The following is a 26,362-nucleotide window of genomic DNA, read 5'->3' on the forward strand; positions in this document are numbered from 1 at the left end:
TGTGAGATGCGGGTGGTTGCCACGGCGGGGCATGTCGATCACGGGAAGTCCACGCTGGTGCGGGCCCTGACCGGGATGGAGCCGGACCGCTGGGCGGAGGAGCGCCGGCGGGGGATGACCATCGATCTCGGCTTCGCGTGGACGCGGGTGCCCTCGGGCGGACATCTGGCGTTCGTCGACGTCCCCGGGCACGAACGCTTCGTGACCAACATGCTCGCGGGAGTGGGACCCGCCCCGGCGGTGATGTTCGTGGTCGCGGCGGACGAGGGATGGATGCCGCAATCCACCGAGCACCTGGCCGCGTTGCACGCGCTCGACGTGCGCAGCGGCCTGCTCGTGGTCACCCGCGCCGATCTGGCGGACCCGGGACCGGCGATGGCGCAGGCCCGCGCGCGGATCGGCGAGTCCGCGCTGGGCGCGGTGGAGGCGGTGGCCGTCAGCGCCCGCACCGGACACGGCATGGACGATCTGCGGGCCGCGTTGGCGCGGGTCACCGACGCGTTGCCGACCCCGGTCACCGACGGGCCGGTACGGCTGTGGGTGGACCGCTCCTTCTCCATCCGCGGCAGCGGCACGGTGGTCACCGGCACCCTGGCGGCGGGCCGGGTGCGGGTGGGCGACACCTACACGATCGCCTCGACGAACCGGCGGGTGCGGGTGCGCGGCGTACAGGCCCTGGGTCGGGCGGTCTCCGAGATGGCGGCGGTGGCCCGGGTCGCGGTGAACCTGCGCGGCGTCGAAGTCGCCGAGATCGGCCGAGGGGACGCCTTGCTGACCCCCGAACGGTTCGTCTCCACCGGCGAGTTCGACGTACGCGTGCACGGCGACCCGGCCGCTTCGCTGCCGCGCGGCGCGGTCTTGCACATCGGCTCGGCGGCGGTCGCGGTGCGCGTGCGCGCGCTGGGCACCGACACCGCGCGCCTGCGAGCGGAGACGGCCTTGCCGCTGCGGCTGGGGGAGCGGGCGCTGTTGCGTGATCCGGGGCTGCGCCGGATCCTGGGCGGCGTCGTGATCCTGGACGTGCGCCCGCCGGAACTGCGCGGGCGCCGGGGCGCCGCCGCGGCCCGCGCGGTCGAGCTGGCCGGCATGCGCGACATCCCCGACGAGGCCGGCGAACTGTCCCGGCGCAAGCTGGTACGCCGCCGGGATCTCGGCGCGATGGGCATCGACACGGATCGGGCCGCGGTGGTCGGCGACTGGCTCGCGGATCCGACGCACTGGAACGCACTACGGGAACGGCTGCGCGGCCTGGTGGACGCGGTACACGCCGATCGGGACCTGGACGCGGGGCTGTCCGTCGAGGAGGCTCGGCGCACGCTCGGGCTGGCCGATCGCGAACTGGTCCTGGCCCTGGTCGACCCGCCGTTGACCGTCCGGCACGGGCGGATCGTGCACCGGGCCCGGACCACGGCGTTGCCCGCCGGCGTGGCGGCGGCGGTCGACGTACTGGTCGAGGAACTCACCCACGCCCCCTTCGCCGCCCGCACGGCCGAGGGCCTGGCCGCACTCGGCCTGGGCCGGCGCGAGGTGGCGGCCTCGGTGCGCGCCGGCGCGCTGTTCCGGGCCGCCGACGCGGTACTCCTGCTGCCCGACGCGCCGCGGGAGGCGATGCGTCGGCTGGCCGTACTGGAGCAGCCCTTCACCGTCGCGCGGGCACGGGCCGCGCTGCACACCACGCGCCGGGTGGCGATGCCCGTCCTGGAACACCTGGAGCGCACGGGCCACATCCGCCGCCTGCCGGACGATCGCCGGATCGTGGTGCGGGACGACGGGTCCGGAGCCGTGCCCGGCTAGCCGGGGAAGCGCCTCACGCCACCGCCGGCCGGGCTCGACCGCAAGGGCGGCCGGGCCGGCCGGCGACCGCGGTAGGGGCGGGTCAGTCCAGGCAGAACTCGTTGCCCTCGGGGTCGGTCATCACGATGTGGCCGCTGCCCAGCGGCGGAGCGGGCTCGTGGCGCTGCACCCGGGTGGCCCCCAACGCGACGAGCCGGGCGCACTCGGCCTCCAACGCCGCCATGCGCTCCTCCCCCTGTAGCCCGGGAGTCACCCGCACGTCGAGGTGCACTCGATTCTTGGCGACCTTGCCCTCGGGTACCTGCTGGAAGAACACTCGCGGACCGTTTCCGTCCGGGTCCTCGAGCGCCGACCGTGTGTTGCGCTGGTCCTCGGGCACGCCGATCCGCGCGAGGAACTCGTCCCAGGCGGCCAGTGGGTCGGCCCCCTCGGGCAGGTCGACTCCGGGCGGGCCGGGGATGAGATAGCCCAGCGCCTCGCCCCAGAAGGACGCCAGCGCCCCCGGGTCGTGGGCGTCGAAGGTCACCTGGATGTGGCGGCTCATCGGGTTGCTCCGTTCATGGCGGGTCGGATGTGCGGATCGAGGTCGCGCGGCCGGCGGACCTCGGACGGGCGGTGGCTCGGGTCGCGGTGGATGTGCGGCGCCGGATCGGCCATGGTCGCCTCGGTGAGGCCGTCGAGCCGGGTGCGGAGCCGGCGGTTCCGGCGGACCTCCCACCGCTCGCGCGGCGTCCGGTTCCCGTCGATCACGTCCGCGTCCATGGACCCACCCTGACACCATAGGCGGACGGGATCTGTCCGCCATGGCCGGCAGGGTGTTCGATATGGACGTGGCGCGTGGTGACGAGCGGGGTACGACGGAGCGGGTGCTCACGAGGTGCGTGCGCTTTCGGGTTCGGTGGAGTCGTTCGGCGCGGGCCGTACGTCGGTCGACCCCGAGGTGCTCATGACGCCGGCCAGGGCCTGCCGTGACGAGGTCGAGGCCGGCTTCGACTGTCCGACCGGGAGTTCGGGGGGATCCGGGGGCACCCGGGACTCCGGGAGTGGGCGGCGGCGGGTCGAGCCCTACCGCCTGGTCGCCTCCGACCGGCGCTGGTACCTGTTCGCCTACGACCTCGATCGCGACGACTGGCGCAGCTTCCGGGTCGATCGGATGACCGCCGTGTCCGCCCGCACCTGGCGTTTTCGGCCGCGCGCGGCGCCGGACGCGGCGACGTACGTGCAGGAGGGTGTCGCGAGTCGGGTCTACCCGCACCGGGCGCGCTTTCTCGTGCACGCTTCGGCCGACACGGTGCGCGCGCAGATCTCGGCGTCGGCGGCCGTGGTGCGACCACGCGGCGGCAAGCGCTGCGAGGTGCTCAGCGGCGCCGGCAACCTCGACGTCGTGTTGATGCACGTACTCCTGCTCGGGCACGACTTCGAGATACTCGACCTGCCGGAACCGGTGAGTCGTTGTCGCGTGCTCGCGGAGCGACTGCCGGCGGCCGGCGCGACGCTCGCACCCGAGCCGGACTCGGATCCGGAGACCGACCCGAACTCGGGCTCGGGCTCGGCTACGTCTTCGCCCGCACCGTGATGCTCGCGGTGCCCGTGGCACTGTGCGCGGTCACCGACCAACACCCGGGCCCGGGCACTTCGACGCCCATCGGCAACGGGCCGGGCAGTCCCTGAGCGGTCGGGGCGAGTTCGGCCCGACCAACGCCCCGGGTTCCCGAGACGCCCCGGACGGTCACCGTGGGTGCGGACGAATCCCCCACCCACAACGGGTACTTGCCCGCGGAGCCTTCCTCGCGCTCGGACAACAGGTCACCCCAGTGGCCGGTGTTCGGGGCGTAGAACCAGATGCCGCCGCCGCCCACGACGCGGGGCGAACCCGCGTCGTGGAGGGCTTGGGGCAACCCGGCATCGGTGGGCACGACGGCATCGTCACACCCCGCCGCTTGCCTTCCCCGATCCCCGTTCGACGCGCAGCCGGACCACCCGACACACGCGACGACGGTTCCCAGGGTCGCGGCGACCACGCGCCGCGTCGTTTCCATCCTCATCGGCTCGATTCCATCCTCATGGGTTCACCCGATCGCATACAGACCCCACAACATGCCGATCGGGAGCGTGCCCAGGATGGCCAGTCCGGCCGACTGGGCCATCCGCAGCGGAGGTTGGGAACCCTTGTACCCGAACCCCTCGCCGTTTCCGGCGACGATCGAGACCAACAACGGGATCGCGAAGCAGAACCCGTACACCAGCCCGCTCCACTGCGGCGCGACATTGAGCAGCGCGGCCAACAGCAGCACCCACGACGTGCACGAGACCCGGAAGGTGCTGCCGATCAGCCCGGTGTCCAGACCCCAGAACAGGGGCGTGACCCACCAGGGCCGGCCCTCGTCGTGCATCAGGGATTTCGACGTCTGTCGTCGGAACCCCAGGGAATACCCGTTGTCGCGGACGGCGCGCGCGTCCACGCCGATCGCGGCGACGGCGGCCACGACACAGGTGCCGAGCGCGACATCGCGGGGCAGGTGTCCGGCCGTGACGGTACCGATCTGGTAGAGCAACGCCACGAACAGGCCGGACATGGCGAGGTGACCCGCGGCGAGCGTCGCGGCGAAACGGACGGCCATCCGCCGTCCGGTGTCGGAATCCCCTTGCACGAAGGGGCGGATCACTCCGATGAAGGACTGGCCTCAAGGGCTGAAGAGTTGGGCGAACCCCGCGATCGCCGCGATGCTCACCGTCCACAACGTGATCAAGGGCATGAGGCGTCGTCCCCGGCTAGTTGTTGAACCAGATCGAGCACGCGAACGGCCCGTTCCAGCAACTCGTGCCGCCGGAGCACTCGCCGCACCAGAACATGGAGCTGCCCGAGACACAACTCCATACCGTGCGGTTGTAGCCGGTCGGGCAGTAGAAGCGGTCGTGGGCCACCCGGTAGTTGCACATCGTGCAGCTCGCCAGCGAACAGCACGGCGATCCCTGGCAGTCGGCGGCGGCCGGGGTGGCGTTGATCAGTGTGGCCAGACCCGCGATGAACGCGGAGGCCCCGGCCAGCGCCTTCACCCCGATGCCGCGGGCACCCTTGCGCGGCTCGATGTCGGTGTCCGCGACCTGCACGCATTCTTGAGTGATGCTCATGCCGAGATCGTCCCTTCAGCAGCGTATTTGAGCTTCGGCATCGACTTGGGCACCGACAGCAGCGGCTCGAGCTGCCGGTAGGAGGGGATGGTCTGGGCGGCGATCGGCGCGCCCAGGCGGTACAACACGGCGGACGGTGTCACGTCGATGCCCAACGCGGACGCGATGTCACCGGTGACGTCGACCGTCGCGAACTGCGCCGGGATGTTGTTCTCGGCCAGCCACTTCGCGCCCTCCTCCGCGCTGTGCACCTGCTCCAGCACGACCCGAACCCCCTTGGGGGGACGGCCGTTCATCGCCTCGGCGATGGCGCGGCAGGTGTTGCACGAGGTGGACAGGAACAGCAGGACCAGGTGCTCCAGTGCGTCCAGGTCCGCGGTCATCCCGATCGCCGACGGCGACAGGTCCCGCTCCAGGGGCAGTTCGATCGGGGTCGGGTTGTCCTCGAGCTTGAGCTTGGCGCGGATCAGTTCCAGGGTCCGATACTGATCGACGAGAGCGAGTACACAGATGGCCACGAGCAGGCTCAGCACGCCGACGGCCACCCACAGGAACGTCATGGGGTTTCCCTGCTTTGCATGTAGGAGTGGTTCTCACGGGCCAAGGGGACGAGCTTCGCCACGATCACCGCGACGGCCGTGACGAGCCCGAGCGCCGCGGTGTACCGGACACCGCTCGTCGCCCCGACCGGGGCCAGGAAACCGACGAGGGCGACACCCACCCAGACCGGCAGGGCCGCGATCTGCCGTACACCCAGGACCGCGTCACCGGCCTCGCCGTAGCAGGCGCACCGGATCCGCTCGCCACGCCGCATCGCCACCGCGGCGACCACGGCGAACGACACCCCCAAGCCGGTCACCAGGACGGGGGTGGGCATCGCGTGCGGAAACGACACCAGGCCGACGGCCGCACCGATCTCCGCGAGTGGGACCAGGATGGTGACGGCGCCCACCCCCGGAATCCGCAGGGCGTGCAACGTCGGCCGGAACAGCCTTGGCGCGACCAGTTTTTGCGCCGCCGCGTAGAGCAGGACGAGTGCCGCCACGAACCGTACGACGGCGGCCGACGCGATGATCATCGATCAGGCTGCCAGCGTCTTCAGCACCTGGGCGTCGGGGAGTTCGGTGTCCAGGAGGCAGACCCTGATCCGCTTTCCCTCCCGGAGCAGCGGGGATTCGACGACCCGACGTCCCGCGACGGTGAAGTCCCCGTTCCTCTGCCGCTTGGGCACCCCCGTGACCCAGCGACACACCGGCACCGCGGCCATCGCCACACCCGGCCATTGATCGGTCACCGTGACCAGATCGCCGGCCCGCAGGGTGAAGTTGTCCGGGAAGCCCACATAGGGAACCTCCTCGCCGGCCGCGCGCAGTGCGTTGCCCACCGGTGCGGCGGGTGTCGCCACCTGCAGAACGCCGGCGCGGGCGGCGCCGGCACCGGTACCACCGACACCGGTGACCCGGGCCAGGTCGCCGCGCTTGCCGGTGCCGGCGTTCGAGCCGGCATCGGCCGGCCCGGTTTCGGCGGCTCCCGCGGTGCCCACGCCCGTGGTCAGGACCACGGTCGCGCCCACCGCGAATACGCCGCCCACTTTCAGGGCTTCCCGTCGGGACAGCCGTACTTTGCCGTTCATGCACTCTCCTCGGCGTCGATCCGGACCCGCACGAACTTCTCGATGCTGGCCGACGGCCGAGGGAAGGGCAATGAGATCCATGCCCAGTGTTTCTGGTGGCCGGAATTCGGCCGAGGAAAGGGAAAGTGAACCGGGAGAATATTGCGACGTGGAATCTCGCAACCCGAATTTCCGGTCGGGGGGCGCGAAAAGCGCCGCATTGACCCGTGTTCGCCTCCGACCGGGCCGTTGTGGCCGGCCCGATCCGGATGCGCGGCCCCGGCGCCGGCGGGCGACTCCGGCCACGCCGCGGATTGTCGACGCACTCGCCGGCCATGTTCGGTCGTGACGGGATTCCGAGCCGGCGCGCCGAGCACCAGAAAGCGCGGTGCTGAGCCGGTTTTCCGCCGCGTCGCGCGGGGGAGGCGCTAGCCGCCCACGACTTCGTCCGGGTGCAGGGCGTCGAGGATGAGGGTGAGGCCGAAGGTGAACTCCTCGGCGTAGTCGTATCCGGGTTCGAGGGCCTGTTCGGTGACGAGTTCGGTGAGGTGGGGGTAGGTGTCGGCGGGCATCTCCCGCAGGATGGCGCCCGCGACCTCGTCCAACTCCGCGGAGTCGCCGAACGGCAGGCTCGACTCCTGGATCACGAAGCCGTACACGTAGCTGTCGATCAGCGACACCGCGTGCGCGGTCATCCGGACGGAGAACCCACCGGCGCGCAATGCCCCGATGACGGCGTCGTGGTGGCGCAGCGTCGCGGGGCCGGGTCGGGTGCGGGAGTCCAGCAGGGGGACGGCCCACGGATGGCGCCGGAGTACGGAACGGGCGGAGGACGCTCGCAGGAGCATGGCGCTCTTCCAGTCCGTGTCGCGCGGTGGCAGGTCGATCTCCCCGAACACCGCGTCCACCATGCCGTCGAGCACGTCGTCCCGGCCCGCGACGTGGTGGTAGAGCGACATCGCCTCGACGCCCAGCGGCTCGGCGATCGCGCGCATGGTGAGCGCGGCCGAACCCTTTTGGTCCGCGACCGCCACCGCCGTGCGGATCACGCGCTCGCGACTGAGCGGCGTGCGCGCCGAGGCCCCGCGTCGGCGCCTGCCTTCCTCGCTCATCCGCTCCTCCTTTTGCTTCTGTTGACTACCTTACAACATAAGGCTAGCGTACCTTACAACATAAGGTCATCATTTCGACGAAAGGGCCGCGCCATGGGCACGGATCGAATGAAGAAGGTCTGCATCGTCGGAGCCTCGGGGAAGCTCGGGCAGTACATGGTCCGGCAGGCGCTGGACCGCGGCTACGAGGTGGTCGGCGTGTGTCGCGAGCGCAGCGTGCCCAAGCTGGCCGCGTTCGACGGCCGGATCACCGTCGTTCCCGGGCCCACGAACGACCCGGAGGTGATCCGGCGGGCGGTCGCCGGCTGCGACGGGGTCCTGACGGTACTGGTGCCGTGGGGCGTGCGGCAGTACGCGTCGGGCACGGCGCAGGCGGTGCTCGACCACGCACGGCCGGGCGCGCGCCTGGTCTTCTCCTGCGGCTGGCACATCACCCGCGACGGCAAGGACCGGTATTCGCGGATGTTCACGATGGGCGTCCGGATCGCCGCCGTGTTGGGCAAGCTCGTCCGCGCCGTCGAGATCGACGACCAAGTGGAGGCGTGCCGCCGGGTGTTCGAAAGCGACACCCGGTGGACCGTGGTGCGCGGCAGCACCCTGAAGGAGGGCGACAGTCAGGGACTGCCGGTATGGAGCCGGCATGTGGGCGACCCGGTACTGGCCAGCGACCTGACCCGCCGGGTGGACTTCGCGCTGTTCATGGTGGAGGCGCTCACCGACGACACGCTCGTCCGGGAGGCCCCGGCGATCGTCGGCTGCAGCACTCCCAGTGCCCTCGCGCACAGCGGGCGCGCCCGGGGGCAGGCATAGCACCGACATCGGTCGGCCGGATCGACATCACGGTGCGCCTGCCGCGTTGATCAGGGCGGTCGCGGCGGTGCTGATGTCCTCCGGTGTGGTCCATCGTCCGAGGGACAGCCGGAGCGCGCCCAGTGCGCGTTCCGGGGCGATGCCCATCGCGGTCAGGACCGGGGAGGGGGTGTGCCGGCCGCGGTGGCAGGCCGAACCGGTGGACGCGGCCAAGTCCGGTGCGGCGGCCAGGAGTTCGTGGCCCACGGTGGCGTCGATGCTGATGTTGACCGTGTTCGGCAGGCGCTCCTTCTCGGGGCCGTTGAGGTGTACGCGACCGGGCAGCGCGGTGGCCAGGCGGCGGTGCAGGTCGTCGCGCAGCGCCGCGATTCGGGTCGCCGCGCCGTCCGCGAGTTCGGCCGCCGCGATGTCCGCGGCCGTACCCAGTGCGACGGCCAAGGCGACGTTCTCGGTGCCCGCGCGCAGGCCGTACTCCTGGCCGCCCCCGTAGACCACCGGTTCCAGGGCGAGCCCCGCGCGCACGTACAGGGCGGCCGTGCCCTTGGGGGCGTACATCTTGTGCCCGACCACGGTCAGCAGATCCACGCCGAGGTCGCGCACGTCGAGGGGGATCCGGCCGGCCGCCTGGGCGGCATCGCAGTGGAACAGCGCGCCGTATTCGTGGGCCACCGCGGAGAGTTCGGAGACGGGCTGGAGGGCGCCGGTCTCGTTGTTGGCGGCCATCACCGACACCAGGACGGTGTCGGCGTCCAGCGCCGCGGCCAGTCGGCCGGGATCGACCAGTCCGTCGGCGTCGACCGGCAGATACGTCACGCGTACGCCGTGCAGACGCTCGAGCGCGCGGCATGTCTCCAGGACCGCCGGGTGCTCGGTGACCTGCGTGATCACGTGCGGCCGCGCGGCCTCGGAGGCCAGGACCGCGCCGCGGATCGCGAGTTGATCGGCCTCGGAGCCGGAACCGGTGAACACGATGCGCTCGGCATCCGCTCCGAGCAGGGCCGCGACCCGGGCGCGTGCCGTCGCCAGGGCCGCACGCGGTTCGTCGGCGTAGGGGTGATCGCTGGAGGGATTGCCGAACCAGTGGGTCAGGAAGGGCCCCATCGCGAGCGCGACACGCGGGTCGACCGGGGTGGTCGCGTTGTAGTCCAGGTAGATGGGTCCGTCGGCGAGGGCCGGGCCGCCTTGCGCCATTGCGTTCACGGCAGCTCCCTTCTGCTCAGGTGCTCGTGTCGCCCGTGGGGATGGGGCGTTCGAAGAAGGTTTCGAGGACCATCGTGGCCTGTGTGCTGCTGACGCCGGTGATGGCGTGGACGCGGCGCAGGACGTCCTGCATCGCAGCGGTGGAGCCGGTACGGACCTTGAGGAGGATCGAGGCCGTCCCGGCGATCACATGTGCCTCCTGGATCTCCGGGATGGCCGCGAAGAACGGTGCGGAGTCGCCCATCCACGCGACCGAGTCGACGGTGACGAAGGCCAGGACGTCCAGGTCCACCGCGACCGGGTCGATGTCGACGGTGGTGCGGCGGATGACGCCCGTCGCCCGCAGCTTGCGTACCCGCTCGTGTGCGGCGCCGGCGGACAGGCCGACCTCCTTGCCGAGTTCGGCGTACGTGCGCGTGGCGTCCTCCTGAAGCAGCGCCAGCAGACCCCGATCGATGTCGTCCATTGCGGTTCCTCCGTTGTCGCGCCGATCGAGGGGGCTCGATGGTAGCGAGCCGTGTCGGGGCCGCCGTGACCGCGTGCGGCCGGCCGCGATCGCGACCGACCGGGGCGGCGCCGGGCCCGCGTGCGTGGGCTCGTACGTACGATCCCGCCGATATGGATCGGGTTCGGTGAAGCCTTGACGTAACTGAAGCATATTCTGCAATCATGATGATCGATAGGATGATGTTCAGCGGTTGCGAGGAGTTGCGAGACGATGTCCGACGCACAAACCCCGATCTACGACATGATCGACGAACGTTTCCGCACCGGGCGATGCATGAACGGTGACGACCGGCTGGAGACGCTCTATTCGGGTGGCCGCTGGTCGGAGGGCCCGCTGTACTTCCCCGCGGGACGCTTCCTGATCTGGAGCGACATCCCCAACGACCGCATGCTGCGCTGGGACGAGACCAATGGTGTCGTCAGCGTCTTCCGTTCGCCGGCCGGACACCCCAACGGCAACACCCTCGACCGCGAGGGCCGACTGGTCACCTGTGAACAGGGCAACCGTCGCGTCACCCGTACCGAACACGACGGCTCGATCACCGTGCTGGCCGACCGCTTCGGGGGCAAGCGGCTGAACAGCCCCAACGACGCAGTCGTGCACTCGGATGGCTCGATCTACTTCTCCGACCCCGACTTCGGCATCACCAGCGACTACGAGGGCCATCGTGCGGAGAGCGAGATCGGGGCGACCAACGTCTACCGGATCGACCCGGTGACCGCCGAAGTACGCCTGGTCGCCGATGGGTTCGCCGGACCCAACGGGCTGGTGCTGGCCGAGGACGAGCGGCGGCTGTACGTCTCCGACACTCGGGCCAACCACGTGCGCGTCTTCGACGTTCGTGCGGACGGGACGCTCTCGGACGGCGAGGTCTTCGTCGAATGCCGCCCCGGTGAAGGCCGGTTCGACAACATTCGCTTCGACGACGAGGGCCGTCTGTGGGTCGCCGCGATGGCCGACGGCGTGCACTGCTATGCCCCCGACGGCACCCTCATCGGCCGCATCCGCACCCCCGAGCCCGTCGCCAACATCACCTTCGGCGGCCCCAAGCGCAACCGGATGTTTCTGGCCGCCAACACCTCGCTGTACTCCCTGGTCGCGGCCGTCACCGGCACCCCGCGGCTGCCGAAGCGCTGATCGGGCGGTGCGTACGTGCGGCGTGGGGGCGGTCGGCGCCCCGCCGACGCGGCGGGGCGAGGGGTGTCGGCACAGGGTTGCCGACACCCCTCGCCCCGCGGACTGACGGGCCCGGCCGGGCGGCCCGGCCCGTCAGTCCGCGGCTTCGACGCGTGTTGCCGACATGGCATCCTCGAGCAGGGCGCGAACGAGCCGGAGGTTGGATGCCCGAGGTCGGGGGCGCCCGTCGATGACCACCGACCGAACGCCGGCGATGCCCAGAGCCGTGGCACGGGCCTCGTCCGCTCGTACCTCCCGGGTGTAGGCGTCACCGTGCAACAGGCGGCGGACATCGGACCCGGGCAGCCCGGCCGTGGTGCCCAGGTACGCCAGGACCTCCGGGTCGGTGATGTTGCGACCGTCGGTGTGGTAGGCGTGGAACAGGCTTTCCATGACCGGATCGGCCAGGTTGTGCTCGGCGGCCAGATACGCCAGGCGGTGCGCGTCCGCCGCACGTCTCCTGCCCGTCCGAGACGAGCAGGATGGTGCGTGGGCCGGGGCCGGGAAGGTCGTCGGCGGCCCGGCGCGGCCCGGCGCGCCGTCGCCATCGCCGAGCACACCGGGGTTCGCGAGGTCGACGGCATCCACCTCGTCACGGCACGTCGCCCGCCGTGAGAGCCGGGGAGGCTCTCGAAAGGGCGAGGTCGTCCGGACGATCGGCAACGAACGTGTCGGCGGGTCGCTACGGCATCCCCGGTGCGGACACGCCGGTCCACCACCAGGATTCCAGCTCGTCGCCGTCGAGCACCTCGGCCGGTGGGCGGTCTCCCGGCGGCACGTCGACGGCGAGCGCGTGCGTGCGGCGTACGATGGCGCGCAGTTCGCGGACGGCGGGCATCTCCGCCAACTCCTCGACGTCGGACGGGCAGCCGACGGGGCCGTCCAGGAGCATGTGGCAGCCCAGCGAGTACCACATGGCGATCATCTCCCGGTCGCCGTGCTTCTCGGCGGCGACCGCGACCTCGCGGACCACGTCGATCAACGGGACGGGCCGCGGCGCCGCCGCGTCCGGGCCGTCGAGCAGGCCGGACTCCACCATGCGCCGCCACAACTGCGAGCCCGCGTCGCAATACAACAACGGCGGATCGACGTAGCCGTCCTCGAGCCAGGAGGCGTAGCCGTCGAAGTCGTCGTGCTCCTCCGCGTCCTCGGGGTAGGTCCGCAATCCGGTGAACTCGCGCAGCGCGTCGAAATAGTCCCGCCGCTTCGGGTAGTCCGGGTGCCGATCGAGGGGAAAGGCGTAGCTGAACCGGCGGCGCAACAGGATGTCCATCACCCGGAAATGGGTGAACGAGCAGTCGAACCCGTCCTGGAAGCCGTACAGCACGGCGAACCACTCGCGCAGGCGCGGCTCGTCCGGTCCGTGGTGGGCGTCCAGGACCCTGATCGAGTCCGCCACCAGATCCTCGATCTCATGCATCGACACCGCGAACTCCCGCTTCTCGATTCGTCGTCCCGCCGGGTGTGTGGTGGAACGACCGTTGCCTCGGCCGGGAGTCCACCACACCGAGCCGACACCCTCGCGCGCGGACGCGAGGGTCGCTCATCCCGCGAGCGGGAGGCCCGGTGTGCGGAACACCCGGTGCTCGGCGTCGATCGCGAACACCTCACAGCCGTCGCGGGCGGCGGCCCACGCGATGCCGTCGGCGCCCATCGCGAACGCCGCGGTGGCGGTGGCGTCGGCCTCGGTCAGCGACCGCGCGACGACCGTCATGCTGAGCAGGCCGACCGCCGGCCGGCCGGTGCGGCCGTCGAGGATGTGGTCGCCGCGCTCGTACCGCGCGGAGGTGGCGACCGCGCCGTCGGCGATCTCCAGCACGGTGCACAGCCGGTCGGGCCGGGTCGGATGCCGCACGCCGATCCGCCACGGGCCGCCCGCCGTGACGACATCGCCCCCGGCGTTGAGGCAGAACCTGCGTACGCCGCGCACCGCGAGCAGTTCGGCCGCGCGTTGCACCGCCCAGCCCTTGACCATCGCGCAGGGGTCCAGCCCGCGCCCGGGCAGCCGCACCCGGAACGCGCCGCCGCTGGCGACGCGGTAGTCCTCGCACAACCGAAGCACCTCGGTCAGGTCCGCGCTCAACTCGTCCTCGGTGAGCTCGCCGCGGTCCAGCCGGGAGACCTCGCTGTCCGGGCGGAACGGACTGAACCTGGCGTCGACCTCGCGCAGCCACGCGAACACCGGGTCCGCGGCCTCGCCGGGCAGCACCGCGTCGCCGGCCACCGAGATCGGCAGACCCATGATGTGCTCGACGCGACGCACTCACGCCCCCTTCGCGTCGATGGCGGCCTGCAGCGACTTCACGTAGGCCTGGCTGGTCGTGGTCGCCCCGGAGACCGAGTCCACGTCGGCGCTCTGCGCCACCAGGGTCTCCTGGACGAGTTGCGGCACGGCCTTGCGGGTCGGCCCGCTGTCGGGCTGCTTGAGCAGGCGCGCCGAGGTGATCCGGTCGCCCGTGTAGGTGATCTCCACCTGGACGTTGCCGTGTTTGGTGGCGATCGTGGGCCCGGAGATCACCCGCGTGCCGCCGGTCGCCGCGGTCGGGGGCGTGCCGTCGGCACCCGGCGTGGCCGAGCCGGCCGGGTCGGGTGCAGCGCCGGCCGCCGCAGGGGCCTGTGCCGGCGCCGGGGCATCGGCGACGACGGTCGACGTGCCGGCCGACGGCTCGAACCGCCACAGGGGGATCAACCCCACGGCGCTCACCGCGACGACGAACAATGCTCGTTTCATGACGTCCCTCCGGTCAGGCCAGGCTGAAGCGCTCGGCATGGATCTGCGCTGTGGGCACCCGCAGTTCACGCAGACCGCGCAGGACGGCGCCGGTCATGCCGGGCGGGCCGCACACGAACACGTCGCGGTCGCACACGTCGGGGACCAGTGCGGCGATCGCCCCCGGCGCCAACACCGGCGAGACGTTGATCCATACCGTGCGCGGCGTGGGATACGTGGTCCGGCAGGTCGCCGGGTGATCCGCCGGCTGCGGCAGACGTACCGCAGAATGCGCCTGGGCACCCGCCTCGCGCTGGGGCTGGGGGTGCTGGCGCTGGCGGTCTTCGCGCTCGTCGGGACGGTCATGACCGCGTACATGCGCGACTATCTGGAGCGTCAGCTCGGCGACCAGATGCGGATGGTCCAGCTCACCCAGACCAAGGACGCGATGCTGCACGGCACCGTGCAGGGCAAGCCGTACTACCGCTGGTACACGGCGGTCTACCAGGTCGACGGCGACCGCGTCGCGCTGCGTCCGCCCGCCGATGTTCCCGCCGATACCCGCGCCTTCGCCGCCGCCGCGGAGGCGATGCGCCGGTCCGACGACGCGCATCTGCTGCGCACGGTGCGGATCGACGGCGAAGGCGACTACCTGGTGCGCGCGTGCCACGTGCAACCGGGCGTGATCCTGGTCAGCGCCGCGCCGATGGACGACATCCAGGACACCATGCGCCGGCTGATCACCGTGCTCGCGGTCACCTTCGCCCTGGCCCTGTCGGCACTGGTGCTGCTCGGCCGGGCGTTGCTGCGGCGGGGCCTGATGCCGCTCGGCGACATGGCGCGCACCGCTCACGGCATCACCTCGCACGACCTGACGGATGCCGCGCGACTGTCGATGCGCGCCGACGGCAGCGACGGCGGGCCGGAGGTCGAGGAGTTGCGCACCGCCTTCAACACGATGCTGCAACACATCGACGACTCGCTGGCGGTGCGTACCGAGGTCGAACAACGGCTGCGGCGCTTCGTCGCGGACGCGTCGCACGAGTTGCGCACCCCGCTGATGTCGGTGCGCGGGTACGCGGACCTGTTCCAGTACGCGGCGGCCAACGAGCCCGAAGAGCGGGACCGGCATCTGGCCCGTCTGCGCGCCGAAGCGGCCCGGATGAGCGTGCTCCTGGACGACCTGCTGCTGCTCGCCCATCTGGACGCCGGTGAGGTCGAGGCGCCGCTGCGGCTGGAGGACGCGGAACTCGTGGAACTGGTGCGCCAAGCCGCGGACGCCTTCCGCGCGGGCCGCCCCGACCACCCGCTGACCCTGTCGGCGGGGCCCGATCCGGTGCGGCTGCGGCTCGACCCGATGCGGATCCGGCAGGTGCTGGACAACCTGCTGACCAACGCCGCCGTGCACACTCCCGCCGGGACGAGGGTGACCGTGGCGCTCTCGGTGGAGGGCGGCACCGCCGTGGTACGCGTCGGCGACTCCGGCCCCGGCATCCCGGCCGCCGACCAGGCCCGGATCTTCGACCGCTTCTACCGCGTCGACCGGGCCCGCAGCCGCGAACGCGGCGGCAGCGGCCTCGGCCTGGCGGTCGCGTGGTCCCTGGTCCGAGCGCACGGGGGCACCATCGACGTGACCAGCCGCCCCGCGGCGACGGTCTTCACGGTTCGGCTGCCCCTGAGCAGCCCCGTCGGCGAGCCGGCCGCGTCGGCCTCGGGCCCGATCGCCCTGCGGAAGGCATGAGGCCCGACGACCTGCGCCCGTGCGACCCGCACCTCGGGGACCCGCACTTCGGGGACCCGCATCCGTAGACACTGTCTACGAATGTGGTAGACACTGTCTATGGCATACATGGCACGCGAGGAATCGCTTCGGGAACGGCTGATCGACGTCGGCGTGGACGTCGTGACGACCGACGGGATCGCCGCACTGGGTCTGCGGGAGATCGCTCGCCGGGCAGGGGTGTCGCACGGGGCCCCGCGCAGGTACTTCGCCACGCATCACGCGCTGCTCTCGGCGATCGCCCGGCGCGGCTTCGCGGACCTGAGGACCCGGTTCGAGGCCGCGATCGCCGCCGGCGTGTCGCCGCGCGACCGGTTGGCGGCGCTCGCACGGGCGTATGTCGGGTACGCGCTGGAGCAACGCGGCATGTTCGAGCTGATGTTCCGGCACGACCTGTTGGACAGCGAACGACACGGATCGGAGCAACCAAGGCTCCGGGAGTCCACCCTCCCGCTGTTCGAGATCATCGTCGGGCTCATCACGCAATGCCGGACGGAGCAGGAGCAGGACGCGCGGCGCGGCGGCGCACCGAGCCATGCCGGGCCGTCGCCGTCGCCGGGGATGACAGCCGCGGCGCTCTGGTCGAACCTGCACGGCATCGCCCAGTTGTGGGCCTGGGACAGCCTGCAACTCGCGTTCGACACCACGTCGGCGGGCGGCGGATCCGAAGGAGGACCCGCAGGTGGATCCGCGGGCGGCCCCGAAGTCGGCCCCGAAGTCGGCCCCGACCGAGGACATCTCGACCTGCTCGTCACGGCGGCCCTGGACGCTCACCTCGGCCCGGCGACCGCATGACCGAGAACACGAGGCGACACCTCGCCCTCACGGTCAGTGTGGCCGGCGCGATGATCGTCGCGCTCGACGGCACGGTCCTGCTCGTGGCGCAGCCCAGCCTCCAGCGCGGCCTCGGCGCGAGTGTGGCGCAGGTGCAATGGACCAGTACCGGCTACCTGCTCGCGGTGGCCGGGCTGCTCGTCATCGCCGGACGCCTGGGGGACCGGTACGGACACCCCCGCCTGATGTTCATCGGCGTGCTCGGCTTCGGCGCGGCCTCGGCCGGCATCGCGCTCGCGCCGAACATCGGCTGGGTGATCGTCCTGCGGGCCGTCCAGGGGGTGTTCGGCGCACTGCTGCAACCCGCCACCCTCGCCTTGCTGAGGTTGACATACGCGCCGGATCGCCTGGGTACGCCGGTCGCCATCCGTACCGGCGCGATCGGGATCGCCGCGGCGGCCGGGCCCCTGCTCGGGGGCGTGCTCGTCGAACAACTGGGCTGGCGCGCGGTGTTCTGGATCAACGTCCCCGTCGCGCTCGTGATCGCCGCGCTCACCCTCGCCCTGCGGGTGCCGACGCCCGCGCGTACCGGGTCGCAGCGGCTCGACCTCGTCGGTGCGGCCCTGCTCGCGAGCGCGCTCGCGATCCTGGTGCACACGCCGGCCGACGTTCCGGCGCGCGGATGGACCGCCGCGCCGACGTGGCTCGGGTTCGCGGTGGCCGCGGGCGTCGCGGTGGTGTTCGTCGTGCACGAGCGCCGCGCCGCGCATCCCATCGTGCCCTCGGCGGTGGCCCGCTCCATACCGGTGACGGCATCGATGGTGTTGTTGCTGGTCGTCAGCGGCGGCATGTTCGGGGCGCTGTTCGTGAGCACGTTCTTCTTTCAGGGCGTGCTCGGGCTCGACGCGCTCGACACCGCTCTGCGGGTGCTTCCGCTGACCGCGCTCATGGTCCTGGGCGCACCCGTCGCCACCGCCGCGCTGCGCCGGTACGGAGCGCGGCACACCGCGACCGCCGGCGTCGGGCTGGTCGTCCTCGGCATCGCGGCGTTGTCCCGGATCGGCCCCGGCAGCACATGGATCCTCACGGAGGCGGCCTTCGCCGTGCTCGGCGCGGGGTTCGCCGCCGTGATGGTCACCGGCACCGGGACCGTCGTCGGCGACGCGCCGCCCGGGTACGCCGGGGTCGTCGGCGGACTCAAGCAGACCGCGATGAACGTCGGTCCGACCCTGGGCATCGCGGTCGCCGCCGGCATCATGCTGCCGAAGTCGTCCGACGTCGGACCCGCGAGCGCGACGCTCGCCCCGACGATGGGTCCCACCCTGCTGACCCTGGCCGGACTCGCCGCCCTGGGTCTGCTGCCGGCGTTGCTCCTGCCCCGCGCCCGGCCCGGTGCGAGGAGCGACATGTCGGTCTCGGCCGACGAGCGTGTCCGCACCACCGACCGACCGGCGCGAAATCCCGGGCCGAGCCCGGCGATTGCTCGTCGAGTCGGGCGGGCGGCGGTCTCCGTCTCCCTGCGGAAACGTCTCCGATGAACGGGAATCCCGGCAGGTATGCCACCGGTGGGGGCAACCCCCCCCGACCCTCGCGTGACCGCGCCCTCGTACACGTGGCATGCGGTGCCCCGTGGTGGCCGCCGCGGACCGGCACGCGGGCGGCGCGGTCGGGACAGCGAAAGTGAAAGCGGGACCCGCGGCCTTCACGGCGCGGGTCCCGCCAGGGATATCGAAGGGCGTCAGGCGGGAACGATGTTCTCCGCCTGCGGGCCCTTCTGGCCCTGCGTCACGTCGAAGGAGACCTTCTGGCCTTCCTGGAGCTCGCGGAAACCCTGGGCGGCGATGTTCGAGTAGTGGGCGAAGACGTCCGGGCCGCCGCCGTCCTGCTCGATGAAGCCGAAGCCCTTTTCCGCATTGAACCACTTCACGGTGCCGGTGGTCGCCATGTCATTCTCCGTCTTTCGGGGGCACTGCCGGAATGCGCGTTGTGCGATTCCGTGTTCGCCGCAAGGAGCCCACCCGGAGATGACCGGCCAAACAAAAAGTGCACCCACGGATCACGCCCGTCAGGTGCACATAAAGTTCATGAGGACCACAACTGCAACTGGAATCAAGGTAGCACGGAAAGCGACGAGACCATGGCGAAACGTCGGCTCGACGCGCCCGCGCCTGCGCGCGACTCGGCGGAGGAGGGCCACCGAGCCCACGTGCCCGACACCGCGCGACGGCCGCGGCCGACCGGACCGACGAGTCGACCACGGGCGACACGACCCCCAACGCGGCCACTCGTACGGGGGGTTGCTCGGCTCGGCCGAAGGTGAGTGCCGAGGGTGAGGACCGAAGACCGGGACGAGCGACGCTGCTCCGAACGGATGACGGCCAATCAGGCAATCATCGAGCCGGATCCGAGGGCACCCGTCGTGTGGGTGATCGGGGCGGGCGGTGCCGAGGACCCGCCACGAGGTGCGGGTTCGGGTGCGGCGGAGCCTGCCACGAGCACCGCCACGCCCGCCCCGGTCGGGCCGCGGCACGCGACGGTCGGTGGTCGTTCGGCACACCCCGTCACCTGTAGCGTGCGCCGTCTGCGATATGGCCATGGCCGCGGGACGGAGGTCGTCACCGCCGGGCCCCCCTGTCGCGGCGCGCTCATCGTCGGTTCACAGGAGGGTCGTTCGGGTGTTCAGTCGTGTCGCCATCGTCAACCGTGGTGAGGCCGCGATGCGGCTTGTCCACGCCGTCCGGGAACTGGCCGCGGAAACCGGGACCCGGATCGAGACCGTCGCCCTGCACACCGACGTCGACCACGCGGCCACCTTCGTGCGCGAGGCCGACCGCTCCTACGATCTCGGCCCGGCCTCGGCCCGCCCGTACCTCGACCATGCCGTCCTGGAGCGGGCGCTGGTGGAGACCGGGGCGGACGCCGCCTGGGTCGGTTGGGGCTTCGTGGCCGAGGACCCGGCGTTCGCCGAGTTGTGCGAGCGGATCGGCGTCGCGTTCGTCGGCCCGAGCGCGGAGGCGATGCGCCGGCTCGGTGACAAGATCGGCGCGAAGCTGATCGCCGAGGAGGTCGGCGTCCCGGTCGCGCCGTGGAGTCGCGGCGCGGTCGAGACCCTGGACGCCGCCCTGGCGGCGGCGGCCGAGATCGGCTACCCGCTGATGCTCAAGGCCACCGCGGGCGGTGGTGGGCGCGGCATCCGGGTGGTCACGAGCGAGGCGGAGCTGACCGACGCCTACGAGCGCACCAGCCACGAGGCCGCGCGCGCGTTCGGCAGTGGCATCGTCTTCCTCGAGCGCCTGGTCACCGGGGCCCGGCACGTCGAGGTCCAGGTGATCGCCGACGGGCAGGGCACCGCGTGGGCGCTGGGCGTCCGCGACTGCTCGATCCAACGGCGCAACCAGAAGGTCATCGAGGAGTCCGCCTCGCCGGTCCTCGGCCCGGAACAGACGGCCGAACTCAAGGCATCGGCCGAACGACTGGCCATCGCGGTCGCCTACCGCGGCGCGGCCACCGTCGAGTTCCTCTACCACCCCGGCGACAAACGCTTCGCGTTCCTCGAGGTCAACACCCGCCTCCAGGTCGAGCACCCGATCACCGAGATCACCACCGGGTTCGACCTGGTCAAGGCGCAACTGCGGGTGGCATCCGGGGCCAGGCTCGACGGCGAGCCGCCCGCCGAGCGCGGGCACGCCATCGAGGCCAGGCTGAACGCCGAGGACCCCGACCGCGACTTCGCGCCCTCCCCGGGCCGCATCGCGCGACTGAACCTGCCCGCCGGACCGGGCATCCGGGTGGACACCGGCGTCGGCGAGGGCGACACCATCCCGGCCGACTTCGACTCGATGATCGCCAAGATCATCGCCTACGGCCGCGACCGCGACGAGGCACTGGGCCGACTGCGCCGGGCGATGGCGCAGACCACGGTGATCATCGAGGGCGGCGCGACCAACAAGAGCTTCGTACTCGACCTGCTCGACCAGCCCGAGGTGATCGACGCGAGCGCCGACACCGGCTGGATCGACCGTGTGCGTGCCGAGGGCCGGCTCGTCACGCACCGGCACTCCGCCGTCGCGCTGGCCGCCGCCGCGATCGAGGCGTACGAGGAGGACGAACGCGTCGAGCGCCGGCGGCTGTTGTCGACCGCGTTCGGCGGACGCCCGCAGGTGCGGCACGAGAGCGGCCGGCCGCTGGACCTCAAGCTGCGCGGCGTCGGCTACCGCGTACGCGTCGCTCGGGTCGGCGCACACCGGTTCCGCGTCGGCATCCAAGCGGGCGACGACATCCGCACCGCCGACTTCGAGCTCGACCGCTTCGACCGGCACGCCGGCCAGATCATCGTCAACGGCACCCCCTACCGCCTGCTCACCGACACCCACGGGCCGATCCACCAGGTCGAGGTCGACGGCGTCACCCACCGGGTCAGCCGCGACGAGGGCGGCGTGGTCCGCTCGCCCGCGCCCGCGCTGGTGGTCGCCACGCCGCTGGCGGTCGGGGCCGAGGTCGAGTCGGGTGCGCCGATCCTGGTGCTGGAGAGCATGAAGATGGAGACGGTGCTGCGGGCGCCGTTCAAGGCGCGGCTGAAGGAATGCGCCGTGTCCGTGGGCAGCCAGGTGGACACCGGCGCACCGCTGCTGCGACTGGAACCGCTCGCCGACGACAACGCCCGAGCCGAGGACACCTCGTCCGCCGAATCCGTCGAACTGGACCTGCCCGCCGCGCCCGCGACCATCCCGACGCAGGAGCGAGTCACCCGCGGCTGCGAGGACCTGCGCGGCCTGCTTCTGGGCTTCGACGTCGATCCGCACGACGAACGCCGGGTCCTGGACGACTACCTCGTCGCGCGCCGGGCGGCCGCGGAGGAGGGCCACGGGCGACCGTTGGCCGCGGAACTCGAACTCGTCGACATGTTCGCCGACCTCGCCGAACTGAGCCGCAACCGCCCGGCCGGCGAGGACGGCGCCGGCGACGGCCACGTACACAGCGCCCGCGAACACTTCCACACCTATCTGCAAAGCCTGGACGTCGAACGGGCCGGGCTGCCCGAGGCCTTCCGAGCCAAGCTCGCCAAGGCACTGGGACACTACGGCGTCACCGAGTCGGAGCCCTCGGCCGCGCTCGAGGCCGCGGTGTTCCGGATCTTCCTCGCCCAACAACGCGCGTCCGCCGACGCGTCGCTGGTGACCACGTTGCTGCGCGCGTGGTTGCGCGACCCGCCGCCGGACGAGACGCTGCGCGAGCCCGCCGGATTGGTGCTGGAGCGGCTGGTGGCCGCCACGCAGGTGCGCTTCCCGGCGGTCGCCGATCTCGCGCGCGGCATGGTGTTCGCCTGGTTCGCCCAGCCGTTGCTGCGCCGCAACCGCGCTCGCGTGTACGCCGACGTTCGCAAGCACCTGCGCCACCTGGACGCCCACCCGGACGCGCCGGACCGCGCCGAGCGCGTCGCCGCGATGGTGCGCAGCACCGAGCCGCTGGTGCGGCTGTTGGGCCGGCGGCTCGTGCGCGACGACCGGGACAACGCGATCATGCTGGAAGTGCTGACCCGGCGGTACTACGGCAACAAGGCTCTGACCGGCGTGCGCACCACCGAGGTCGCGGGCTGCAGGTTCGTCGTCGCCGAGCGTGCGAGTTCACACCTGGTCTCCGCGGCGGTACGGTTCGACGCGCTGAGCGGCGCGCTGCGCGGGTTGGCGAGACTGGCGGGCGAGGACGCCGTCGAAGCCGACATCTATCTCGCCTGGGAGAAGCAGCCGGCGGATTCCGAGGAGATGGCGGCGGCGCTGCACGAGGTCCTGGACACGCACGCGCTGCCGAACCGGGTCCGTCGACTCACCGTCACCGTCGCGGGCAGCCGGGGCGCGGTGATGCACCACCACTTCACGTTCCGCCCGTCCGGCACCGGGATGGCCGAGGAGCGACTGATTCGCGGTCTGCATCCCTACATCGCGCAGCGCATGCAGTTGGAACGGCTGAGCCGGTTCGACCTCACCCGCCTGCCGTCGTCGGACGAGGAGGTCTACCTCTATCAGTGCGTGGCGAAGGAGAACCCGTCGGACGACCGGCTCGTCGCCTGTGCCCAGGTCCGCGACCTGACCGAACTACGCGGGCACGACGGCAGGTTGCTCGCGCTGCCGACGGCCGAGGACGTCTTCGCCACCTGCCTCGACTCGATCCGCCGCGCGCGGTCGCGGCGGTCGACCACGAAACACACCAATACCAACCGGATCGTGATCTACGTCTGGCCGCCGAGCGAGATCACCCGCGCGGAACTGGAGACGATCGCCGGACGCGTACTGCCGACCACGGCGGGCGCCGGCCTGGAGGAGATCCTGTTCATCCTGCGGCAGCGCGACCGCGGGACCGGTGAACTGAACAAGATCGTCGTACGGATCACCTTCGACGCCTCCGGCGGCACCGAACTCACGGTCGGCGAGCGCACGGTGGAGCCGGTCGAGCCGGTCGACGACTACCGCCAGAAGGTGCTGCGCGCGAGTGGTCGCAACACCGTGTACCCGTATGAACTGGTCCGCCTGCTCGGCGGCTTCGCCGAGTACGACCTCGACGAGCACGGTGCGCTGGTCCCGGTGGACCGGCTCAGGGGCGGCAATACCGCGGCGATCGTCGCGGGGGTGGTCATCACGCCCACCGAGCGGCATCCGGAGGGGGTGACCCGTGTCGTGTTGCTCGGGGACCCGACGAAGGCGTTGGGTGCGTTGTCGGAGCCGGAGTGCCGTCGGGTGATCGCCGCGTTGGACCTGGCGGAGAGCATGCGGGTCCCGCTGGAGTGGTTCGCGCTCTCGGCGGGCGCGCGGATCTCGATGACCTCGGGCACCGAGAACATGGACTGGGTGGCCGCGGCGCTCAGGCGGATCGTGACGTTCACCCAGGACGGCGGCGAGATCAACATCGTGGTCGCGGGCATCACCGTCGGCGCGCAGCCGTACTGGAACGCCGAGGCGACGATGCTCATGCACACCAGGGGCATCCTGGTGATGACCCCGGACTCGGCGATGGTGCTCACCGGCAAGCAGTCGCTGGACTTCTCCGGCGGCGTCTCCGCCGAGGACAACTTCGGCATCGGCGGCTACGACCGCGTGATGGGCCCCAACGGCCAGGCCCAGTACTGGGCACCCGACCTCGCCGCCGCCCGCGACGTCCTGATGGCCCACTACGACCACACCTACGTCGTACCCGGCGAGGAACTGCCGCGGCGGGCGCGGACGTCCGACCCCGTGGATCGCGACGTCCGCGACTTCCGGCACGAGATGGGCGGCAGCGACTTCGCCACCGTCGGCGAGATCTTCTCCGCGGAGCACAACCCGGACCGCAAGAAGCCGTTCGACATCCGGACCGTGATGCGCGCGCTCTCCGACCAGGACCACCCGGTGCTGGAGCGCTGGGCGGGCATGGCCGACGCGGACACCGCGGCGGTGCAGGACGTGCATCTGGGGGGCGTGCCGGTGTGTCTGATCGGCATCGAGTCCCGGTCGGTGCCGCGACGCGGCTTCCCGCCCACGGACGGTCCGGACACCTACACCGCCGGCACCCTGTTCCCGCAGTCCTCGAAGAAGACCGCCCGGGCGATCAACGCCGCCTCCGGCAACCGGCCGCTCGTGGTGCTGGCCAACCTCTCCGGGTTCGACGGATCACCGGAATCCATGCGCAAGTTGCAACTGGAGTACGGCGCCGAGATCGGCCGGGCGATCGTGAACTTCCGTGGGCCGATCGTGTTCTGCGTGATCTCGCGCTACCACGGGGGCGCGTTCGTGGTCTTCTCGAAGGCGCTCAACCCGAACATGACCGTGCTGGCCCTGGAAGGGTCCTTCGCCTCGGTCCTCGGCGGCGCGCCCGCCGCGGCGGTGGTGTTCTCCGGCGAGGTCAACCGCCGTACGGCGGCCGATCCGCGCGTGCGCGATCTGGAGGCCCTCGTCGCGGCGGCCGGTGGTGCAGACCGCGCCGCGTTGATCGCGGAACTCGACGAACTGCGCTCGTCGGTGCGGGCGCAAAAACTTGGCGAGGTGGCCGCGGAGTTCGACCGGGTGCATGACATTCGGCGTGCGGTGGAGGTCGGTTCCGTCGACGCGATCATCAGCGCCGCGGAGTTGCGCCCGCGGATCATCGAGGCGATCGAGTCCCGCCTGCACCCGACCGACGAGCGCCGTGCGGAGGCGGCCCAGGGCGAACAGCGGGTATCCCGGCACGAGGCGCCCGCGCCGGAGTCGACCCGCCGCTGACCCCTGAATGCAGCAGCGCGGCTTGCGTCCGTACGGGTGGTTCCGAAATTCCGACGCAGGGGCGGTGAGCAGCGACGATGCCCGAAACGCCGGAAATCCGGCGGCGTTTCGGGTGTCTGCTGTGCACTTCGGCCCCGGATCTGCGTTCAGGATGAATCCGACCACCTCGGCCGAGGTGGTGCTTTCCAAGGCAAGGGGTTTTCATGCGCAGGCTCACTCGCGCTTCCGTCACGGCCGTCGCGGCCGTGCTCCTGGCGGGCGCCGCGTCCGCCGCGCCGGCGTTCGCCCTGGACGGCGTCGCCGACCGGCCGGCGTCGACCCCGCAGCCGGGCGGCCACGGCTCCGGTGACGGCGACTCCGGCGGTGGCGGTGGTGGTGGCGGCATCTTCGGTGGTTGGGGCCACGGCCACGGTGACGCCAACGGCGGCGGCGGTGGCGGCGGCTGGGGCCCGTGGGGCGGCGGTGGCGGTGGTGGCGAAGGTGGCGGCGGCGGTTGGGGCGGCCTGCGGTAACCACCGCCACGCCGCAGCCGCGGACGACATCGGCCTGCTCGATCCGATCGGATCGAGCAGGCCGAGTTTGTTGCGGCGCTCGTCACGGCGACGCGGTGCTCGCTACGACAATGTGCCCGCGGTGTCCTTCGCCGCCTGACGCGCGACCTTCGCGGTGGCGCGTTCGATCGAGGCGTGCACGACCGGCTCGAACGCGGAACCCAGCAACCTGGTGCCGAGGTCCATCACCTTCGCGTCGAGGCCGACGCACACACGGGAGCGACCCTTGCGGACGCTGGTCAGGATCACCCGTGCGGCGTCCTGTGCCGAGGTCTTGGACAACGAGTCGTGGATCGCCGCGACCTCGGCCCGGTCGGTTCCCTCCGCCGCACGCGAGTTGCGCACGATGGCGGTCTTGATCCCGCCCGGGTAGGCGGTGGTCACCCCGATCTCGGTGCCCTCGCGGCGGAGTTCGTTGCGCAGCGATTCGGAGAACCCCCGGACGGCGTACTTGGTCGCCGAGTAGGCGCTGCGCATCGGCATGCCGAACAGCCCGAACGAGGAGGAGACGTTGACCACGTGGGCGCCGCGCTCCGGAGCGGCGCGGCGAAGGTGCGGGAGGAACGACTTCGTACCGTGGACCACGCCCCAGAAGTTGACGCCCATGATCCACTCGAAGTCGGCCCACTCCATCTCGTCGACGCTCGCGGTCAACGCCACACCGGCGTTGTTGACCACCAGGTTGACCTGGCCGAAGCGCTCCGCCGTGGTGTCCGCCCAGCCCTGCACCATCGCGCGCCGAGCCACGTCGACCACGTCGGCGTACACCTCCTTCGCGCCCAACTGCCGGGCCTGTTCCGCGGTCTCGTCCAGGCCCTCCGCGTCGACGTCGGAGAGGGCCAACAGCGCGCCCTGTCCGGCGAGGGCGAGCGCGAGAGCCCGGCCGATCCCCGAAGCGGCTCCCGTCACCGTGCACACGCGTCCTGCGTAGTCCCGAATCACGGGCTCACTCCAAAACTGGAAGACATTCGGCTG

Annotated in this window: 25 protein-coding genes and 2 pseudogenes; 9 read left to right on the forward strand and 18 right to left on the reverse strand. The window is 71.6% G+C overall.

Annotated features, from left to right (window positions below; genetic code table 11):
• The first annotated feature begins 6 nt into the window (after window positions 1-6).
• A complete protein-coding gene (gene selB / locus OG948_RS51005) occupies window positions 7-1,794 on the forward strand; it encodes a selenocysteine-specific translation elongation factor (protein WP_331771895.1) in 1,788 nt (595 codons plus the stop codon).
• 82 nt (window positions 1,795-1,876) lie between these two features.
• Here selB and OG948_RS51010 read toward each other — a convergent pair whose 3' ends face one another.
• Both OG948_RS51010 and OG948_RS51015 read right to left on the reverse strand, forming a co-directional pair.
• Window positions 1,877-2,338: a VOC family protein gene (locus OG948_RS51010; protein ID WP_331771896.1), complete on the reverse strand. Its 462-nt coding sequence runs from the start codon at window positions 2,336-2,338 to the stop codon at window positions 1,877-1,879.
• Window positions 2,335-2,556 carry a hypothetical protein gene (locus OG948_RS51015; RefSeq protein WP_331771897.1) on the reverse strand — a complete coding sequence of 74 codons (222 nt, stop codon included), beginning with the start codon at window positions 2,554-2,556 and terminating at the stop codon, window positions 2,335-2,337. The genes OG948_RS51010 and OG948_RS51015 overlap by 4 nt, the downstream gene beginning before the upstream one ends.
• A 109-nt stretch (window positions 2,557-2,665) precedes the next feature.
• Here OG948_RS51015 and OG948_RS51020 point away from each other — a divergent pair.
• Window positions 2,666-3,370, forward strand: a pseudogene (locus OG948_RS51020) (helix-turn-helix transcriptional regulator); the annotation flags it as partial.
• Here the strand turns inward: OG948_RS51020 and OG948_RS51025 are convergent.
• The 7 genes from OG948_RS51025 to OG948_RS51055 all read right to left on the reverse strand — a co-directional run bounded on the left by OG948_RS51025 (window position 3,348) and on the right by OG948_RS51055 (window position 7,650).
• The gene (locus tag OG948_RS51025; RefSeq protein WP_331771898.1) at window positions 3,348-3,710 is read right to left on the reverse strand and encodes a hypothetical protein; all 363 of its coding nucleotides are present in this window, start codon (window positions 3,708-3,710) and stop codon (window positions 3,348-3,350) included. The pseudogene OG948_RS51020 and the gene OG948_RS51025 sit on opposite strands and share 23 nt — an antisense overlap.
• A 153-nt stretch (window positions 3,711-3,863) precedes the next feature.
• Complete coding sequence (locus tag OG948_RS51030) at window positions 3,864-4,415, reverse strand: hypothetical protein (RefSeq protein ID WP_331771899.1); 552 nt, start codon at window positions 4,413-4,415, stop codon at window positions 3,864-3,866.
• 151 nt (window positions 4,416-4,566) lie between these two features.
• On the reverse strand, window positions 4,567-4,926 hold the full coding sequence (locus OG948_RS51035) for a hypothetical protein (protein ID WP_331771900.1): 360 nt from the start codon (window positions 4,924-4,926) through the stop codon (window positions 4,567-4,569).
• Entirely contained in the window at window positions 4,923-5,486 is a 564-nt protein-coding gene (locus tag OG948_RS51040; RefSeq protein ID WP_331771901.1) for a hypothetical protein, read from the reverse strand. The genes OG948_RS51035 and OG948_RS51040 overlap by 4 nt, the downstream gene beginning before the upstream one ends.
• Window positions 5,483-6,004 (reverse strand): MauE/DoxX family redox-associated membrane protein, encoded by a 522-nt coding sequence (locus OG948_RS51045; protein WP_331771902.1) that lies wholly within the window; start codon window positions 6,002-6,004, stop codon window positions 5,483-5,485. Before OG948_RS51045 ends, OG948_RS51040 begins: the two co-directional genes overlap by 4 nt.
• 3 nt (window positions 6,005-6,007) lie before the next feature.
• Complete coding sequence (locus OG948_RS51050) at window positions 6,008-6,559, reverse strand: hypothetical protein (protein WP_331771903.1); 552 nt, start codon at window positions 6,557-6,559, stop codon at window positions 6,008-6,010.
• Between the two features lie 407 nt (window positions 6,560-6,966).
• The gene (locus OG948_RS51055) at window positions 6,967-7,650 is read right to left on the reverse strand and encodes a TetR/AcrR family transcriptional regulator (protein WP_331771904.1); all 684 of its coding nucleotides are present in this window, start codon (window positions 7,648-7,650) and stop codon (window positions 6,967-6,969) included.
• Window positions 7,651-7,743: 93 nt separating this feature from the next.
• Between OG948_RS51055 and OG948_RS51060 the strand changes: the two genes are divergently transcribed.
• Window positions 7,744-8,460, forward strand: a complete 717-nt coding sequence (locus OG948_RS51060; protein WP_331771905.1) for an NAD(P)H-binding protein — start codon at window positions 7,744-7,746, stop codon at window positions 8,458-8,460.
• 27 nt (window positions 8,461-8,487) lie between these two features.
• Here OG948_RS51060 and OG948_RS51065 read toward each other — a convergent pair whose 3' ends face one another.
• Both OG948_RS51065 and OG948_RS51070 read right to left on the reverse strand, forming a co-directional pair.
• Window positions 8,488-9,651, reverse strand: a complete 1,164-nt coding sequence (locus OG948_RS51065; protein WP_331773572.1) for a cysteine desulfurase family protein — start codon at window positions 9,649-9,651, stop codon at window positions 8,488-8,490.
• A 25-nt stretch (window positions 9,652-9,676) separates the two neighbouring features.
• On the reverse strand, window positions 9,677-10,126 hold the full coding sequence (locus tag OG948_RS51070; RefSeq protein ID WP_331771906.1) for an Lrp/AsnC family transcriptional regulator: 450 nt from the start codon (window positions 10,124-10,126) through the stop codon (window positions 9,677-9,679).
• Window positions 10,127-10,378: 252 nt separating this feature from the next.
• Here OG948_RS51070 and OG948_RS51075 point away from each other — a divergent pair, with 252 nt between their 5' ends.
• On the forward strand, window positions 10,379-11,305 hold the full coding sequence (locus OG948_RS51075; protein WP_331771907.1) for an SMP-30/gluconolactonase/LRE family protein: 927 nt from the start codon (window positions 10,379-10,381) through the stop codon (window positions 11,303-11,305).
• A 132-nt stretch (window positions 11,306-11,437) separates the two neighbouring features.
• On the opposite strand, the gene OG948_RS51080 is transcribed toward OG948_RS51075, so the two are convergent.
• The 5 genes and pseudogenes from OG948_RS51080 to OG948_RS51100 all read right to left on the reverse strand — a co-directional run.
• Window positions 11,438-11,932: a DsbA family protein gene (locus OG948_RS51080; RefSeq protein WP_331771908.1), complete on the reverse strand. Its 495-nt coding sequence runs from the start codon at window positions 11,930-11,932 to the stop codon at window positions 11,438-11,440.
• Window positions 11,933-12,026: 94 nt separating this feature from the next.
• The gene (locus OG948_RS51085; protein WP_331773573.1) at window positions 12,027-12,764 is read right to left on the reverse strand and encodes a hypothetical protein; all 738 of its coding nucleotides are present in this window, start codon (window positions 12,762-12,764) and stop codon (window positions 12,027-12,029) included.
• Between the two features lie 123 nt (window positions 12,765-12,887).
• A complete protein-coding gene (locus OG948_RS51090) occupies window positions 12,888-13,607 on the reverse strand; it encodes an FAD:protein FMN transferase (RefSeq protein WP_331771909.1) in 720 nt (239 codons plus the stop codon).
• Window positions 13,608-14,075, reverse strand: a complete 468-nt coding sequence (locus tag OG948_RS51095; protein WP_331771910.1) for an FMN-binding protein — start codon at window positions 14,073-14,075, stop codon at window positions 13,608-13,610.
• A 13-nt stretch (window positions 14,076-14,088) separates the two neighbouring features.
• A pseudogene (locus OG948_RS51100) lies at window positions 14,089-14,223 on the reverse strand (oxidoreductase); the annotation flags it as partial.
• A gap of 87 nt (window positions 14,224-14,310) precedes the next feature.
• Between OG948_RS51100 and OG948_RS51105 the strand changes: the two are divergent.
• From OG948_RS51105 to OG948_RS51115, 3 genes are all read left to right on the forward strand, one after another.
• Window positions 14,311-15,795: a HAMP domain-containing sensor histidine kinase gene (locus tag OG948_RS51105; protein ID WP_331771911.1), complete on the forward strand. Its 1,485-nt coding sequence runs from the start codon at window positions 14,311-14,313 to the stop codon at window positions 15,793-15,795.
• Window positions 15,796-15,903: 108 nt separating this feature from the next.
• Window positions 15,904-16,629: a TetR/AcrR family transcriptional regulator gene (locus OG948_RS51110; RefSeq protein ID WP_331773574.1), complete on the forward strand. Its 726-nt coding sequence runs from the start codon at window positions 15,904-15,906 to the stop codon at window positions 16,627-16,629.
• Window positions 16,626-18,146, forward strand: coding sequence for an MFS transporter (locus OG948_RS51115; RefSeq protein WP_331771912.1), 1,521 nt, complete (start codon window positions 16,626-16,628; stop codon window positions 18,144-18,146). The genes OG948_RS51110 and OG948_RS51115 overlap by 4 nt, the downstream gene beginning before the upstream one ends.
• Window positions 18,147-18,346: 200 nt before the next feature.
• Here OG948_RS51115 and OG948_RS51120 read toward each other — a convergent pair whose 3' ends face one another.
• Window positions 18,347-18,553: a cold-shock protein gene (locus OG948_RS51120; RefSeq protein ID WP_020554951.1), complete on the reverse strand. Its 207-nt coding sequence runs from the start codon at window positions 18,551-18,553 to the stop codon at window positions 18,347-18,349.
• A 730-nt stretch (window positions 18,554-19,283) separates the two neighbouring features.
• Between OG948_RS51120 and OG948_RS51125 the strand changes: the two genes are divergently transcribed.
• Window positions 19,284-24,836 carry a carboxyl transferase domain-containing protein gene (locus tag OG948_RS51125; protein ID WP_331771913.1) on the forward strand — a complete coding sequence of 1,851 codons (5,553 nt, stop codon included), beginning with the start codon at window positions 19,284-19,286 and terminating at the stop codon, window positions 24,834-24,836.
• A gap of 203 nt (window positions 24,837-25,039) precedes the next feature.
• Window positions 25,040-25,348, forward strand: coding sequence for a hypothetical protein (locus tag OG948_RS51130; protein WP_331771914.1), 309 nt, complete (start codon window positions 25,040-25,042; stop codon window positions 25,346-25,348).
• Window positions 25,349-25,450: 102 nt separating this feature from the next.
• Here OG948_RS51130 and OG948_RS51135 read toward each other — a convergent pair whose 3' ends face one another.
• Window positions 25,451-26,326, reverse strand: coding sequence for an SDR family NAD(P)-dependent oxidoreductase (locus OG948_RS51135; protein ID WP_331773575.1), 876 nt, complete (start codon window positions 26,324-26,326; stop codon window positions 25,451-25,453).
• Window positions 26,327-26,362: the final 36 nt, after the last annotated feature.

The sequence above is a fragment of the Embleya sp. NBC_00888 genome (assembly GCF_045207655.1).
GTDB lineage: Bacteria > Actinomycetota > Actinomycetes > Streptomycetales > Streptomycetaceae > Embleya.